This window comes from Kribbella sp. CA-253562 (assembly GCF_050942265.1).
In the GTDB taxonomy this organism is placed as follows: Bacteria; Actinomycetota; Actinomycetes; order Propionibacteriales; family Kribbellaceae; genus Kribbella.
Genome location: NZ_CP192049.1, coordinates 465,817 through 478,368, shown reverse-complemented (window position 1 = coordinate 478,368; position 12,552 = coordinate 465,817). Strand labels below are relative to the sequence as shown.

The following is a 12,552-nucleotide window of genomic DNA, read 5'->3' as shown; positions in this document are numbered from 1 at the left end:
CGTCGAAATGGGCGGGGCCGGGCTGGGATCTGGGACGGTGGGGCCGGCCGGGTACGGGCGAGGTGGGTCAAGCGGCAGCGGCCCGGGAGAGGGCTCGGCGGAGGTGGGTGATGAAGCGGTCCGGTGACGCCAGGTCGGCCCAGGTCACCCGGATGACCTGCAGGCCGAGCGCCCGGAGGCGGTCCTCGCGGATCTTTTCCTGAATCAGCACCTGCGCTGAGGCGTCGGCGTACTTCGTCATCCCGTCGAACTCGACGACCACGCCGTACGCCGGGAAGTGGAAGTCCACCCGAGCGACGAATCCGTTCGTATCGTGGAAGTCGACCTGGAGTTCAGGCGTCGGGAGATCGTGGTTGCTCATCAGAACCCGGAGCCGTGACTCGCCGACGGATTCCGACAGCGGATTCATGAACTCGAGCGCAGCTCTTGCGGTCGGGCTTCCCGGCCAGAACTCGACGGTCTCCAGCAACCGCGCCCACTCCTGCGCGCTGATCCGGTGAGTCCGGGCGGCCTCGTCGGCAACGACAACCGCCGCCTCGAACGCCGCCGTACAGGCGGTCTCGACGACTGCGCGCGGCACGGTCGTCACAAGCCGGCCGTTGACAACGGTGAGGTCCTCGGACGGGACCTTGCCGACATGCTCACGTACGCCGATGCTGCGGCCGGCGCCATGACTGTCCAGGCGGTTGACGTGGACCTCGTCCAACGACAGGCTCCAGGCGGGCAAACCGTGCAGAACGAGCGCGGACTGGTGGCTGACGGCAACTGATCCGTACCGCCGCGAGTTCATCACCGCGTGGATCTGACGGCGATGCTCGGATCGGCGTCGCTCCGACGGCATGAGGCCGGTCGGGGTGAGCGGCTCGGCGTACTGACCGTGCCGGATCCGCACCCAAGCTCGGGCGGCGAGACGCTCCCGGATCTGCTCGGGCGTGTATCCGCACCGGAGAGCTTGCCCTCGGCCGAAGACACCTCCCTGCGCTGCGGCTACGACGGCCAATCGCGGATTCACCCACCCAGCATCGGTGAATTGGTTCCGTTCGCGCTCTGCCTGCCGTTTGCCCTGTGGACAACGCTCGTCACGCTTCGGCGGTTAACCGTCGAACTTGGGGGTTCGACCGGCGAATGCGGGCATCGAACCAACATGCCGATGGGTTAACCGGCCAAATGGTCCGATGGGTCAACTGGCCAAATTAGTCCGGTGGGTCAACCGGCCAAATAGTCCGGTGCGTCAACCGGCCAAATAGTCGAGTTGGGCGCGAACAGATCGTTCGGCGGCGGGCCAGAGGGTGGGGTCGACGTCGGCGTAGACGTGTTCGACGACGGCCTGTGGGGTGGTGTGGCCGGCGGCGACTGCTTCGCGGACCTGGTTGAGGCGTTCGCGGCGGTGGTCGAGGTAGTAGGTGAGGACGCCGGTTGGGTCGTCGATGACCGGGCCGTGGCCGGGGAGCAGGCGGTCGACGCCGGCGGGTGAGTTGGCGAAGGCGCGGAGGCGGTCGAGGGACTCCAGATAGGGGCCCAGGGCACCGTCCGGGTGCGCGACGACCGACGTACCGCGGCCGAGCACGGTGTCGCCGGTGAGCAGTGAGCCGTCCTGCGGGAGCCAGAAGCAGACCGAGTCGAGCGTGTGGCCGGGCGTTGGCAGGACCTCGATGCGCAGGTCTCCCGCGCCGATCACGTCGCCCTCGGACAGGCCGTGGGCGTGGTCCGTCGGGATCCGGTACGCCGGGTCGACCGAGCGGACCGTGCAGCCGGCCTGGTTCGCGAACCAGGCGGCGCCTTCGGAGTGGTCGAAATGGTGGTGGGTGAGCAGTACTGTCTCGACCGTCGCGCCGGATGCCGTCACCGCGTCGAGGACGGCGCGCAGGTGTTCCTCGAGCATCGGGCCGGGATCGACGACCACGGCACGGTCGGAGTCCGGGGCGCGCAGGATCCAGGTGTTGGTGCCGTCCAGGGTCATCGGGCCTGGGTTCGCGGCCAGCACGCGGGCGGCGTACGGGGTGACCTGCTCGACGGTCATCGCGGCTCCTTCATATGGTCTCCAGATACGCCTGGTCGTTCTCGATCCGGACGGTGGGCAGCACCGGGGTGATGCGGCGGTCCGCGGAGGAAGCCAGTACGGCGGCGACGTCGGCGTACGGGGTGAGGTCGCGGCAGCACAAGTACGTCGGGGGCAGCATCAGCATCTCCCCCGCGTCGACAGCCGCGACGGCGTCGGCCGGTCGCATCCAGGCGACCTGGTCGGACTCGCTCGTCACGTCGCGGGTGACCTGACCGGCCGGGAGCGCGGCGACGAAGAACCGGGTGTCGTAGCGGCGGGGCTCGAACTCCGGGGTGATCCAGTGCGCCCAGGGCGCAAGCAGGTCGGCCCGCAGCACCAGCCCGCGCCGGTGCAGGAAGTCGGCGAACCCCAGCGACCGGCCTTCCAGCGCGACTCGGTCGGCCTCCCAGTCGGCGCCGGTGGTGTCCGAGACGACGGTCTCGGTCGACGGACCGGCCAGCAGGACGCCGGACTCCTCGAACGTCTCCCGTACGGCGGCCGCGACGTACGCGGCGGCGGTGTCGGCCGAGCACCCGAGCCGCTCGCCGAACCACTCCGGCGAGGGCCCTTCCCAGGAGTCGGCGATGCTGGAGTCCGTTGGGTCGACGCGGCCGCCTGGGAACACAGTCATTCCCGCCGCGAAGGCCATCGACCGCTGCCGCCTGAGGAGATAGACCTCAGGCCCGGCCGGGCTGTCCCGCAGCAGGATCACGGTCGACGCGGGCCGGGGCTCGGCGGGTGTTCGTCCTTCGCGCACATGCGCCAGCGCGGTCTCCGCCATCCGCCCGGACAGCAACTCGGACCGCAGATCGCGAACCACAGGACCTCCAGGGTGCGGGGACGAGGACGGAATGAGTCAGACGGCCGAGCCGGACTTGTCGCCCAGTACCCGAGACCACCGAGTCGCCCCGCGTCTCGGCCGGGTCGCCCGGTGGGTTAACCCGCCAAGCGCACCGTTGACCCGGGAAAATGCAGCGGGCCAACGGTCGATTTCGTGGGTGAACCCAGGAAATGCGCTGGGCGAACCGGTGGGCCGGGCCGAGCCCGGCTCACACAGAGCGGAGGACCGTCAGTCGACCTCGACGATGAGTTCCACCTCGACGGGGGCGTCCAGCGGCAGGACCGGGACGCCGACGGCGCTGCGGGCGTGCTGGCCGGCTTCGGCGAAGACCTGGCCGAACAGCTCCGACGCGCCGTTGGCGACCTGCGGCTGGCCGGTGAAGTCGGGCGTCGAGGCGATGAACGCGACCGCTTTGACGACCCGCTTGACCTTGGCCAGGTCGCCGATCTCCGCCTTGACCGCCGCCAGGGCGTTCAGCGCGCACTGCTGGGCGCACTCGGCGGCCACCTCGGGGGTGACCCCGCCGCCGACCTTGCCGGTGGCGATCAGGGCGCCGTCGCGCAGCGGCAGCTGGCCCGACGTGTAGACGAGGTTGCCGGTGCGGATCGCCGGGACGTAGGCGGCGACCGGCTTGGCGACCTCGGGCAGCTTCAGGCCGAGCGCGGCCAGGTTCTCCTCGGGATGGCTCATGACTCGGTGATCTCCCGCTTGAAGTAGGCGACCAGGTTCTCCGGGTTCAGGCCCGGGACGACCTGGACCAGCTCCCAGCCGTCCTGCCCGAAGTTGTCGAGGATCTCCTTGGTCGAGTGGACCAGGAGCGGCGCGGTGAAGTACTCGAACTTCTTCATGAGATGGACTCTAACGGGCGACCGGGATGGGTCGGACACTCCTGCGTCGTAGCGAGCAGGTGCTCGGCGCGGTAGCTCGGCGTGCTGGAGGGGAGCGTCGATGCTTTTCCATCGTCGCTTCTCCTCCAGTGCGCCGAGGTGCCGTGCCGAGTGCCGCGCAGTAGGCGCAGGAGTGTCCGACCCATCCCTCAGGAGTGTGGTGTGGGCCACGTCCTACGCTGGGGAGCATGGCGAGGCTGCATGTGGTGACCGGCAAGGGCGGCACCGGGAAGACCACCGTGGCCGCTGCCATGGCACTTTCCCTGGCCGACGAGGGCAAGCGGGTGCTGCTGGTGGAGGTCGAGGGACGCCAGGGCCTGGCCCAGCTCTTCGACGTCCCGCCGCTGCCGTACGTCGAACGCAAGATCGCCGTCGGACCGGGCGGCGGCGAGGTGTTCGCGCTCGCCGTGGACGCCGAGGCCGCGCTGCTGGAGTACCTCGACATGTACTACCACCTCGGCCGGGCCGGGAAGGCGCTGGACAAGGTCGGGGCGGTCGACTTCGTCACCACGATCGCGCCGGGGCTGCGCGACGTACTGCTGACCGGCAAGGTGTACGAGGCGACCCGGCGCAAGGCGCACGGCCGGCTCGCGTACGACGCGGTGGTGCTGGACGCGCCGCCGACCGGGCGGATCGGCCCGTTCCTGAACGTGAACCACGAGGTCGCCGGGCTGGCCAAGGTCGGCCCGATCCGCAACCAGGCGGACGCGATCATGGGCATGTTGCGCTCCGACGTGACCCGGATCCACCTGGTCACGCTGCTGGAGGAGATGCCGGTCCAGGAGACGCTGGACGCGGTCGAGCAGCTGGAGGCGCTGGACCTGCGGATCGGTTCGATCGTGGTGAACATGGTCCGGCACAGCCCGCTCGACGACGAGTCGCTCGCGCTGGCGGTGAAGGAGAAACTGCCCGTGGCCGAGCTGACCAAGGGGTTGCGGGCCGCCGGGATCTCGTCGAGCAAGCAGATGGTGAGCACCTTGGCCGCCGAGGCGCGCGACCACGCCGTACGGATCGGCCTGGAGCGCGAGAACCGCGACCGGATCGATGCCCTGGGCAAGAAAGTGACCGAGCTCGGGCTGGTGCCGGACGGGATCGACCACGGAGCGTTGTTCGACCTCGCCGAAGACCTGCGTTCGTGAAGGACCTGACCGTGGAGAGCCGCCGATGACCGCCCTGGACCTGGACGCCCTGATCGACGATCCGACGACCCGGATCGTCGTCACCTGCGGCGCGGGCGGGGTCGGCAAGACCACCACCGCCGCGGCGCTCGGGTTGCGGGCGGCCGAGCGTGGCCGCAAGGTCGTCGTCCTGACGATCGACCCGGCCCGGCGGCTGGCGCAGTCGCTCGGCCTGACCGAGCTCGACAACACCCCGCGCGCGGTCAAGGACGTCGACGGCACCAACGGCGGCAGCCTCGACGCGATGATGCTCGACATGAAGCGGACCTTCGACGAGGTCGTGCTGGCGCACGCGACGCCGGAGAAGGCCGAGCAGATCCTGGCGAACCCGTTCTACGTCGCGCTGTCGTCGTCGTTCGCGGGCACCCAGGAGTACATGGCGATGGAGAAGCTCGGCCAGCTGCACAAGCAGGCCGAGAGGACCGGCGAGTGGGACCTGATCGTGGTCGACACCCCGCCGTCACGCTCCGCGCTGGACTTCCTCGACGCGCCGGAGCGGCTGGCGTCGCTGCTGGAAGGCCGGTTCCTGCGGCTGCTGCTCGCGCCGGCCCGGGGTCCGCTGCGGCTGATGTCGGCCGGGGTGAACCTGGCGATGTCGGTGATGAACAAGGTGCTCGGCGCGCAGGTGCTGACCGACGTACAGACGTTCGCGGCCGCTTTCGACACTCTGTTCGGCGGGTTCCGGGAGCGGGCCGAGAAGACCGTCGCGCTGCTGCGGGAGCCGCACACGGCGTTCCTGGTGGTGGCCGCGCCGCAGAACGACGCGCTGCGCGAGGCGTCGTACTTCGCCGAACGGCTGCGCGAGGAGCGGATGCCGTTGGCCGGCGTCGTCCTCAACCGGGTGACGACCACGCACGCTCCGGATTTGTCGGCGGAGCGGTCCCTGGCGGCCGCCGAGAAGCTGACCGAGGGAGACAAGTCGCCCCTGACCGCCGCCGTACTGCTGTTGCACGCAGACCGGATGCAGCAGGTCGTCGGCGAGGCCAAGCGCGCCGACCGGTTCCGTCGCGGTCACCGCTCGGTCCCCACCGTCGACGTGCCCGCGCTGCCCGACGACGTGCACGACCTCACGGGACTCCGAACGATCGGTGAGCTGCTCACAGCTTGATCCGGGGAGCACACCCTGATTTTCACCGTCAGCGAACGCCCGCACGCTGGGGAATGACCAGGTCACGTCCCCCGTTGAGCCTGTCAGACTCAATCTTCAAGTGAGGGTGTGACAGCGTGACTGAGACGTTGAATCTTCCTGTTCTACCGCTCGACGACGTCGTGGTCCTGCCTGGCATGGTCGTGCCCGTGCGGCTGTCCGACACCGAGGCGCGGGCCGCGATCGACGCGGCGCAGGCGTCCGGACAGGACAAGGTGCTGCTGGTGCCGCGGCTGGACGGGAAATACGCGAAGGCCGGAACGCTCGGCGAGATCGAGCAGATCGGCCGGCTGCCGGGCGGCGCCCAGGCGGCCGTGATCCGGGGTACCGCCCGGGTCCTGATCGGCGCCGGGACCACCGGTCCGGGTGCTGCCCTGTGGGTCGGCGCGACGGTGCTGAACGAGATCACCGACGCCCAGTCGGCCGAGCTCGCCCGCGAGTACAAGACCCTGGTCACCAGCGTGCTGGAACGGCGCGGCGCGTGGCAGGTGATCGACTCGGTGCGGCAGGTGAACGCGCCGGCCGAGCTGGCCGACCTGGCCGGTTACGCGTCGTACCTGAACGACGCCCAGAAGCTGGAGCTGCTGGAGAACGCGAACGTCACCGAGCGGCTGACCAAGCTGATCGGGTGGGTTCGCGACCACCTGGCCGAGCTCGAGGTCTCCGAGACGATCCAGAAGGACGTTCAGGAGGGCATGGAGAAGCAGCAGCGCGAGTTCCTGCTTCGCCAGCAGCTGGCCGCCGTCCGCAAGGAGCTGGCCGAGCTGGACGGCAAGGCCGACTCCGAGGAGGAGGACTACCGGGCCCGCGTCGAGGCGGCCGACCTGCCGGAGCACGTCCGCAAGGCCGCGTTGGCCGAGGTCGACAAGCTGGAGCGGACCGCGGAGCAGTCCCCCGAGGTCGGCTGGATCCGGACCTGGCTGGACACCGTGCTCGAGCTGCCGTGGAACGAGCGGACCGAGGACAGCTACGACATCCGGGAAGCCCGGGCCGTGCTGGACGCGGACCACGCCGGTCTGGACGACGTCAAGGAGCGCATCACCGAGTACCTGGCCGTACGGCGCCGCCGCGCGGACCGTGGCCTCGGCGTGGTCGGCGGACGCCGCAGTGGCGCCGTACTGGCCCTGGTCGGTCCTCCTGGTGTGGGTAAGACCTCGCTGGGCGAGTCCGTGGCCCGTGCGATGGGCCGGAAGTTCGTCCGGGTCGCGCTGGGCGGTGTCCGGGACGAGGCCGAGATCCGTGGTCACCGGCGCACGTACGTCGGTGCGCTGCCGGGCCGGATCGTCCGGGCGATCACCGAGGCCGGTTCGATGAACCCGGTCGTGCTGCTGGACGAGATCGACAAGGTCGGCGCGGACTACCGGGGCGACCCGACCGCGGCGCTGCTCGAGGTCCTGGACCCGGCGCAGAACCACACGTTCCGCGACCACTACCTGGAGGTCGAGCTGGACCTGTCCGACGTGGTCTTCCTGGCCACGGCGAACGTGCTCGACTCGATCCCGGCTCCGCTGCTGGACCGGATGGAACTGGTGCAGCTGGACGGTTACACCGAGGACGAGAAGGTCACCATCGCCCGTGACCACCTGCTCCCGCGTCAGCTGGAGCGCGCCGGCCTCACGGCCGACGAGTTGGTCGTCGAGGACTCCGCGCTGCGGTTGCTGGCCGGGGAGTACACCCGCGAGGCCGGCGTACGGCAGCTGGAGCGGTCGATCTCCCGGGTGCTGCGCAAGGTGACGGCGAAGATCGCTCTGGGCGAGGACGTCGGACAGGTGACCATCGGTTCGGGTGACCTGAAGGGCTACCTGGGATCGCCGAAGTTCACGCCGGAGTCGGCGGAGCGGACGGCGCTGCCGGGAGTGGCGACCGGACTGGCCGTGACCGGCGCCGGTGGTGACGTGCTCTTCGTCGAGGCCTCGCTGGCCGACAAGGAGACCGGTCCGACCGGGGTCACGCTGACCGGGCAACTGGGTGACGTGATGAAGGAGTCGGCGCAGATCGCGCTGTCCTACCTGCGCTCGCACGGCGCGGAACTGGGACTGCCGGTCGGTGACCTGGCCGAGCGCAACGCGCACATCCACGTGCCGGCCGGAGCGGTCCCGAAGGACGGGCCGTCGGCGGGTGTCACGATGACCACCGCGCTGGCGTCACTGCTGTCCGGACGGCCGGTCCGCTCGGAGGTCGCGATGACCGGTGAGGTGTCGCTGACCGGCCGGGTGCTGCCGATCGGTGGCGTGAAGCAGAAGCTGCTCGCCGCCCACCGGGCCGGGCTGACCACGATCCTGATCCCGAAGCGCAACGAGCCGGATCTGGAGGACGTGCCCGAGTCCGTGCTCGCGGAGCTGACGGTTCACCCGGTCAGCGACGTGCGTGAGGTGCTCGACCTGGCGCTGGTGCCGGCGCAGGTGGACGCCAGGCAGTACGCGGCCTGATGTAGTCCCCGGCCGATCCGCCGCTTGGGTGGATCGGCCGGGCCCGGTCTTCGTGGCCGGACCCCGGTCTTCGTGGCCGGAATCGCTGGAATCCCCTGACGGCCGGCGGAACCACCTGTCCCGGTGGGTCCGCCGGCCGTCCTCCTTTTGGATGATTTTTCGCCGGGCAGCCGCAGGCGGTCGGCGTACGGGGTGCTGTGGGGCCGCTGCAGACGTTCGAAACCGCGCTATGGTTGACGTGACCTAGATCACACACTCGACTACGGCGTGGCTCGGCGATCCCGTAGTCTCTGACGCATGCGCGTCAGGGAGAAGGGCGACCGCGGCGTCGTCCAGTCGGTGGTTCTGTTCCTCGGAGTGAGCGTGCTGTCGGGAGCGCTCGCGGCCGGTCTCGCGATCCCGTTCGCCGGCCTGGCCGGTTACACGACCGAGAAGACACACGAGACCCTCCAGGATCTGCCGCAGGAGCTGAAGACCGTTCCACCGGCGCGCACCAGCAAGATCGTCGCCGCCGACGGCTCGCTGGTCGCCTACTTGTACGAGCAGAACCGGCAGCCGATCCCGCTGGCCAAGGTCAACCCGATCATGCGCAAGGCGATCGTCGCGATCGAGGACGACCGGTTCTACGAGCACGGCGCGCTGGACGCGAAGGGCACACTGCGCGCGATGCTGCGCAACCAGTCCGAGGGCTCGGTGCAGCAGGGTGGTTCGAGCATCACCCAGCAGTACGTGAAGCTGAGCCTGATCGCGAAGGCGAAGACGCCGGAGGAGTACCAGCAGGCCACCGCCTCGACGTACCAGCGCAAGATCGCCGAACTGCGCTACGCGGTCGCGATCGAGAAGGAGTTCTCCAAGGACGAGATCCTGGAGAAGTACCTGAACCTGGCCAACTTCGGCGACGGCGCGTACGGCGTCGAGGCGGCCGCGCGGCACTACTTCTCCACCACCGCCGCGAAGCTGACCCTGCCGCAGGCCGCGCTGCTGGCCGGCCTGGTGAAGAACCCGACCGGCTACGACCCGACCAACAACGCCAAGCGGGCCAAGGACCGTCGCGACGTCGTACTGCGCCGGATGCAGGAACTCAACGTGATCACCGCCAAGCAGGCCAACGACGCGATCCGGACCCCGGTCTACGACCCGAAGAAGGTCCAGGAGGTCCCGAACGGGTGTGCGTCGTCGAAGTACCCGTTCTACTGCGAGTACGTCGTCTCGAAGCTGCTCGAGAACCCGGCCTTCGGGCCGGACGAGAAGGCGCGGTCGCACTACATCAAGACCGCCGGCATCACCGTGAAGACGTCGCTCGAGCCGAAGATCCAGCGCGCGGCGGAGGCCGCCATCAAGGCGAAGTCCAAGCCGACCGACACCGCCGTCGCGGCGATCACAATGGTCCAGCCGGGCAGCGGTCTGATCAAGGGCATGGCGCAGAGCAAGCCGTACGGCAACGGCAAGAACAGCACATCGACGTCGTACAACTACAACGTCGAGAAGACCTATCCGGGCGGCTACGGCGGGTTCCAGATCGGTTCGACGATGAAGGCCTTCACGATCGCGGCGGCGATCCAGCAGGGCATCCCGTTGAACTACCGGATCAACTCGCCGGCGCAGATGTTCATGGGCGACCTGAAGTTCAAGACCTGCACCGGCACGACGCGGGACCCGGAGTACCGGCCGAAGAACTCCACCAAGGCTGCCGGCAACCTGACCATGATCCAGGCCGCCCAGGCCTCGACCAACACCTACTTCCTGCAGCTTTCGCAGCGCACCGGCCTGTGCTCGATCGCGACCCTGGCGGCCAAGATGGGCCTCAAGGACGCGCAGAACGGCCAGCCGCTGCAGCAGGTCATCTCGATGACGCTGGGCATCGACAACGTCAGCCCGCTGATGCTGTCGAACGCGTACGCGACCTTCGCGGCGCGCGGCAAGTACTGCAAGCCGCTGGCCGTCACCGCGATCACCAGCGCCGCCGGCAAGCCGATCAAGACTCCCGGCGTCGACTGCGAGCAGGTCCTGGCGCAGCCGGTCGCGGACGGAGTGAACCGTGTGCTGCACGAGGTCATGGAGCCGCCCGGCACCGGTAGCAAGCTGAAGTTCGGCACCAGCGACCTGGCCGGCAAGACCGGAACGATCCAGGACAACAAGGCGGTCTGGTACTCCGGCTACTCCTCGACGCTGGCCGCGGCCGCAGTGGTCGCGGACGCGAGCGTGCCGTACACGGACTTGATGCGCGGTCACACCCTGAACGGCAAGGACATCGCCGACGCGAGCGGATCGGGCACCGCGGGTCCGATCTGGGAAGCCGCGATGAAGGCCGCACTGAGGGGCACTCCGGAGACCCACTTCGTCCCGCCGAGCGACAAGACCGTCCGCGGTGACGTGAAGAACCTGCCGTTCGTGAACGGCATGTCCGTGCAGGACGCCACCAACAGGCTGCAGGGCGAGGGCTTCCAGGTCACCGTCGCCCCCGGCACGGTCGACTCCGAAGAAGCCGCCGGCACGGTCGCCTACACGACTCCCCGCCAGCGCGACGGCGCCCCCGAGGGGTCGCTGGTCACCCTGCACATCTCCAACGGCAGCAAGAGCCAGAACCCACCCCCGCCGCCGAACACCCCGCAACCCCCGAACCCACCGAACACGGTGAAACCCCCGAACATCCCGCAGTGCCCGCCCTGGCACCCGAAGTACCCGAACTGCGGCGGCGGGGGCCGCTGACGTCCAGGCCTCGCCGCGCTCTCCATGCACAGCCAAGGCTGTGCATGGAGAGCGCGCAAAGCCGGTCAGCCCTTGCAGTCGTCGCAACCCGTATCAATGTAACGCGCGTGCTGCGGTGTCCCGTTGTACGACGCATAGCCGAACCAAATCCGCTCCCGCGAGAACGATGACATCGCAGTCCATGACGCGACGATCGGCGAGGAGCAGCCACTGTACGAAGGATGGCCAAGATACCGTCCTTGCATAACCCAGCCATCACCGATCGGAAAGTAGCCGGTCTCCATGTAGGCACGCGGGGCACTGCAGCTCGTCGATGTCATCCGGACCCACACAGCGTGACAGCTACCGGAATACCGTAGCTCGACGCGATAGGTCCCAAGTCTGTCGTTGAACGTCACGTCATGCGCCGGAGATGTGACCGCGTCATTCGCGCAGCCTGACGCTTGCGGATCCTTACCGGTGCAGCCGTTCCAGGTGCAGGATGCGGCCGGGGCGCTCGGCGCCGTCACCGCGGCCGAGGCACTCGGTGCCGTGACCACCAGCGTTGCCGCTGCAGCGACAACTGTGGTCACAGCGATTTTCATAGCCATCTGCAGTGAATTCCTCATTCGTAGACTCCTCATGAAGTCCACGCCGACGAACCGTTCGGTCAACGCTTCGGTCGGCGGGCGGACCTAGCTTCGGTGGACAGGCCGCACTTCACCAGCACACGGGTAGCAGGGGCAACGCTTCTGCAGGTAGCTGCAGAAGCTCAAAAGGCGGGCAGCAGCTCTAACCGACAACGTCCTCCAGTGCCATCCTTCGACTCTGCTCAGCTGTAGAGACAGCCGTCTTCGTTGGCCGTGTAGATGCAGAACAGCTCCCAGGTCCACGCCTCGGAGATCATCGGTGTCCAGCCAGGGCCGCCTCCCACCGCAGTTCTGAAGCCTGCGCCGAGGCGAGGGTGACCGGTCGAGTCGTAGGTACCTCCGGAGATGGTCGCGTATTCCCCGACCCCACCGCAGCACGACGGTGTGGTGATTCGTGTCCAGTAGGTGTGACAGGTCGGCGAGTAACGCAACTCGCCCTTGGTGAAGTAGGCGGTCAGCTCCTTCTTTGTCACCGCACCGTTCGCACAACCGGTGGTCTGCGGGTCCTTTCCGTTGCAGCCGTGGTAAGTGCACGGCGGCGCGGCGAACGACGGCTGCGTGGTCGCCACGAGTCCGGCTGCGGCGAAGGCCAATGTGGCGAGAATTCCTGTAACGCGCTTGAGCGGGGAACGCATCGTAAGAGCCTCCAGATTCGGGGTCGAGAACTGGACGATGCCCGACCCCGGACCTC

General features: G+C 68.7%; 13 protein-coding genes. 6 read left to right on the top strand and 7 right to left on the bottom strand.

The window, feature by feature from the left end; genetic code table 11:
- Positions 1-67 precede the first annotated feature (67 nt).
- Positions 68-793, bottom strand: coding sequence for a type IV toxin-antitoxin system AbiEi family antitoxin domain-containing protein (locus ACQPXM_RS02360; protein ID WP_432944238.1), 726 nt, complete (start codon positions 791-793; stop codon positions 68-70).
- 3 nt (positions 794-796) lie between these two features.
- Here ACQPXM_RS02360 and ACQPXM_RS02355 point away from each other — a divergent pair, with 3 nt between their 5' ends.
- Positions 797-1,159 carry a hypothetical protein gene (locus ACQPXM_RS02355; protein ID WP_432944236.1) on the top strand — a complete coding sequence of 121 codons (363 nt, stop codon included), beginning with the start codon at positions 797-799 and terminating at the stop codon, positions 1,157-1,159.
- A gap of 72 nt (positions 1,160-1,231) precedes the next feature.
- On the opposite strand, the gene ACQPXM_RS02350 is transcribed toward ACQPXM_RS02355, so the two are convergent.
- The 4 genes from ACQPXM_RS02350 to ACQPXM_RS02335 form a co-directional block, all read right to left on the bottom strand.
- The gene (locus ACQPXM_RS02350) at positions 1,232-2,020 is read right to left on the bottom strand and encodes an MBL fold metallo-hydrolase (RefSeq protein WP_432944234.1); all 789 of its coding nucleotides are present in this window, start codon (positions 2,018-2,020) and stop codon (positions 1,232-1,234) included.
- Positions 2,021-2,030: 10 nt separating this feature from the next.
- Positions 2,031-2,861: an NUDIX hydrolase gene (locus ACQPXM_RS02345; protein WP_432944232.1), complete on the bottom strand. Its 831-nt coding sequence runs from the start codon at positions 2,859-2,861 to the stop codon at positions 2,031-2,033.
- Between the two features lie 249 nt (positions 2,862-3,110).
- Positions 3,111-3,572 (bottom strand): RidA family protein, encoded by a 462-nt coding sequence (locus tag ACQPXM_RS02340; protein WP_432944230.1) that lies wholly within the window; start codon positions 3,570-3,572, stop codon positions 3,111-3,113.
- Complete coding sequence (locus tag ACQPXM_RS02335) at positions 3,569-3,730, bottom strand: DUF4177 domain-containing protein (RefSeq protein WP_012918129.1); 162 nt, start codon at positions 3,728-3,730, stop codon at positions 3,569-3,571. The genes ACQPXM_RS02340 and ACQPXM_RS02335 overlap by 4 nt, the downstream gene beginning before the upstream one ends.
- Positions 3,731-3,957: 227 nt before the next feature.
- Here ACQPXM_RS02335 and ACQPXM_RS02330 point away from each other — a divergent pair, with 227 nt between their 5' ends.
- The 4 genes from ACQPXM_RS02330 to ACQPXM_RS02315 all read left to right on the top strand — a co-directional run bounded on the left by ACQPXM_RS02330 (position 3,958) and on the right by ACQPXM_RS02315 (position 11,232).
- Positions 3,958-4,908: an ArsA-related P-loop ATPase gene (locus ACQPXM_RS02330; protein WP_432944228.1), complete on the top strand. Its 951-nt coding sequence runs from the start codon at positions 3,958-3,960 to the stop codon at positions 4,906-4,908.
- 25 nt (positions 4,909-4,933) lie between these two features.
- Positions 4,934-6,055, top strand: coding sequence for an ArsA family ATPase (locus ACQPXM_RS02325; protein WP_432944226.1), 1,122 nt, complete (start codon positions 4,934-4,936; stop codon positions 6,053-6,055).
- A gap of 176 nt (positions 6,056-6,231) precedes the next feature.
- Entirely contained in the window at positions 6,232-8,523 is a 2,292-nt protein-coding gene (gene lon, locus ACQPXM_RS02320; RefSeq protein ID WP_432950925.1) for an endopeptidase La, read from the top strand.
- A 297-nt stretch (positions 8,524-8,820) separates the two neighbouring features.
- The gene (locus ACQPXM_RS02315; protein ID WP_432944224.1) at positions 8,821-11,232 is read left to right on the top strand and encodes a penicillin-binding protein; all 2,412 of its coding nucleotides are present in this window, start codon (positions 8,821-8,823) and stop codon (positions 11,230-11,232) included.
- A 65-nt stretch (positions 11,233-11,297) separates the two neighbouring features.
- Here the strand turns inward: ACQPXM_RS02315 and ACQPXM_RS02310 are convergent, their stop codons facing one another.
- Positions 11,298-11,741, bottom strand: coding sequence for a DUF2690 domain-containing protein (locus ACQPXM_RS02310; RefSeq protein WP_432950923.1), 444 nt, complete (start codon positions 11,739-11,741; stop codon positions 11,298-11,300).
- Here ACQPXM_RS02310 and ACQPXM_RS02305 point away from each other — a divergent pair.
- Positions 11,692-11,910: a hypothetical protein gene (locus ACQPXM_RS02305; RefSeq protein WP_432951205.1), complete on the top strand. Its 219-nt coding sequence runs from the start codon at positions 11,692-11,694 to the stop codon at positions 11,908-11,910. The genes ACQPXM_RS02310 and ACQPXM_RS02305 overlap by 50 nt on opposite strands.
- 133 nt (positions 11,911-12,043) lie before the next feature.
- On the opposite strand, the gene ACQPXM_RS02300 is transcribed toward ACQPXM_RS02305, so the two are convergent.
- Positions 12,044-12,496 carry a DUF2690 domain-containing protein gene (locus ACQPXM_RS02300; protein ID WP_432944222.1) on the bottom strand — a complete coding sequence of 151 codons (453 nt, stop codon included), beginning with the start codon at positions 12,494-12,496 and terminating at the stop codon, positions 12,044-12,046.
- Positions 12,497-12,552: the final 56 nt, after the last annotated feature.